Here is a 2328-nt window from a genome sequence, read left to right as displayed (position 1 = left end):
GGGGTGCAAGAGTGGCGGCAGTGGTCACGGGGGCAGAATACGCGCCAATGGGACGATCCAATGGCGGATGTGAGAGCTAGCCGCGATCTTCACATGATCGGCCCATTTGCGCAGGCCATGCCATGCACGCCCCAGCCATCGGCTCGATCTGGCCGGCAGTCGGCACACCGACCGCGCCCACCATTCCGAAAGCAGCCCACGGGAACCGCAACCAGGCGAAATCTGGGGCTAGCTGCGGTCGGCGGCGTTGAGCGCGAGCAATGCGGCCAAGGCGGCATCTTTGTGATCGCGGGACCATGGTGCGCCCACTTGCGCGCGCAATCCGTCCACCCGCCCGGCCGCGCCCGGCCCGAGCGCCCGGGTCGCGATCTCGCGCAACGCCTTGAAGTCGTACCGGCTCACCTCGAGCCCCGCGTTCCGCGCGGCGTCGACCAGGGCCTCGTGGTAGAGCTCACCCTCGGCACCGTGCAGGAAGTGGTGCTTGCTCAGCACCGTGGCCAGGTCGTCGGGCAGCGCCATCCTCCCTGCGCCGACCGCGCCCAGGTCGAGGGCGACGCCCAGCACGTCGTGCCCGGCCCCGGCCAGGTCACGCGCGGCCGCGTCGAGGGCATCGCGTGCAGTCGTACGGGCGGCGTGCTCCACGCGGGCGATCAGCTCAGCCGCCGCAGGCAGATCCAGTCCTGCGGCAGCGTGATGCGGCTGGTCGGGCAGCGCGGGATCGGCGAGCAGCGTCACCCGCTCCCGCAGCAGCACCCGGGGTGACTCCGGCGTGCCGCCGACCGCGACCAGCACCGCCCAACCGCAGTGGTCCTTCACTCCGAGCGCCGCCGCTGAGCCCACACCGGCTCACCTCCGTGTTACTGACTGGTGGTACGTGTCGGCTTCATAACGATCACAACGCGCCGCTCGGCATCGCCGACCGGTCGCTTGTACTCCAGGCCGTAGCGCGTGGCCAGCACGTCGAAGAAGTCACCCGACGAATCCGGCTCCACCCGCTCGACCACGCCACGGATCTCCAGATAACGGTAGGGCCTGTCGGGGTCGTTGATCGAGACCGCCACGTACGGGTTTTGCACGACATTTCGGTGCTTGCGGCGGTCAGTCGTGGTCGTGAACCGCAGGAACTCCCCGTCCCACAACGTCCAGACAGGATTCACGTTGGGCGCGCCGTCCGGCCCGATCGTCGCCAGGTGGGCGAACAACGGCCGCTCGAGCAGGTCCTTGTGGCTTTCCGGAATCATCGCTCTCTCCTTCGACGCCTGATGAGCAGCGACCATATCAAGGGTTTGATATTCATCAAGACTCGAATCATCGTATGAGATTGTATGCTGCCCGGCATGGGAATGCCCGCAGGTGAACGGCTCGGCATGGACATCAAGCGCACGGAGCAGTCGCTGATGAGCGCCAAGCACCTCGCCGTCAGGTCGGCGGGATTGACCGTTCCCCAGTACGCGGCGCTCTTCGCGCTCGCCGACAACCCCGGCATCTCAGGCGCGGCGCTGGCCCGGACCTGTCTCGTGACACCGCAGGCCATGACCGTCGTGCTCAAGAACCTCGAGGAACGAGGCCTCATCGAACGTTCGCCGCATCCCTGGCATCGCAACATCCTCGAGACCCGGCTCACAGAGGCCGGCCGTACGGCGTTGGAGTTGGCGGACGAGAGGGCTGTGGTGGTCGAGCGGGCCATCGCGGCGGAGTTCACGGAAGGGGAGCGGGCGACGTTGCGTGAGCTGCTGGCGCGCTGCGAGCAGGCCATCGGGCGTGGAGCAGCGCAACTGTGAGCCGCCTCGGCCTGGCGATTTGACGTGTCGCGGATCGCGACCTAGTCTTTCACTTCGCCCCGGGAGTGAGCCGGACGCCGATCAGGCGGACGGGCCCCGGACAAGCCCCTTGAAATGACGAACCACTCGGCAGAGTCGCTTCGGCGTGCTCCAGCCTGAGTCGTTCCTGGGCGCGCCGAAGTCACCGGAAAATCGGTTGATTCGACAAGCTCCGGATGGAACGGTAAGTTAAGAGGGTTGCCCCGGAAACGGGGCGCACCATTCTAGACAATTTGGTTCGGCAGAGTTCAAATCTTACGGTTTGACACAAAAGCGGACCACCTGATAGGGTGGCCAAAACGGAGTATCGCCTCCGAGCGGATCTCGAAGGGTTCCGGCGAGGAAGTACGCGTCCGTTTCTTGAGAACTCAACAGTGTGTTAAAGCCAGTGCATGTGCATCATCACATGTATGACCCCGTCATTTTTGACGGTTTTGCTTGGACAGATCTGTCCGGACATGTTCATTGTTTGGAGAGTTTGATCCTGGCTCAGGACGAACGCTGGCGG

General features: G+C 65.1%; 3 protein-coding genes. 1 reads left to right on the top strand and 2 read right to left on the bottom strand.

Going from position 1 to position 2328, the window contains the following annotated elements:
• Nucleotides 1-228: 228 nt before the first annotated feature.
• Both ETD86_RS53985 and ETD86_RS53980 read right to left on the bottom strand, forming a co-directional pair.
• Nucleotides 229-840, bottom strand: coding sequence for a hypothetical protein (locus ETD86_RS53985; protein ID WP_138674328.1), 612 nt, complete (start codon nt 838-840; stop codon nt 229-231).
• Between the two features lie 17 nt (nt 841-857).
• A complete protein-coding gene (locus ETD86_RS53980) occupies nt 858-1241 on the bottom strand; it encodes a PPOX class F420-dependent oxidoreductase (RefSeq protein ID WP_138674327.1) in 384 nt (127 codons plus the stop codon).
• A gap of 96 nt (nt 1242-1337) precedes the next feature.
• Between ETD86_RS53980 and ETD86_RS53975 the strand changes: the two genes are divergently transcribed.
• Nucleotides 1338-1781: a MarR family winged helix-turn-helix transcriptional regulator gene (locus ETD86_RS53975; protein ID WP_211370932.1), complete on the top strand. Its 444-nt coding sequence runs from the start codon at nt 1338-1340 to the stop codon at nt 1779-1781.
• Nucleotides 1782-2328 lie beyond the last annotated feature (547 nt).

The sequence above is a fragment of the Nonomuraea turkmeniaca genome (assembly GCF_005889735.1).
In the GTDB taxonomy this organism is placed as follows: domain Bacteria; phylum Actinomycetota; class Actinomycetes; order Streptosporangiales; family Streptosporangiaceae; genus Nonomuraea; species Nonomuraea turkmeniaca.
Note: the sequence above shows the minus strand (reverse complement) of the source record. Positions and strands in the feature narration are given on the sequence as shown.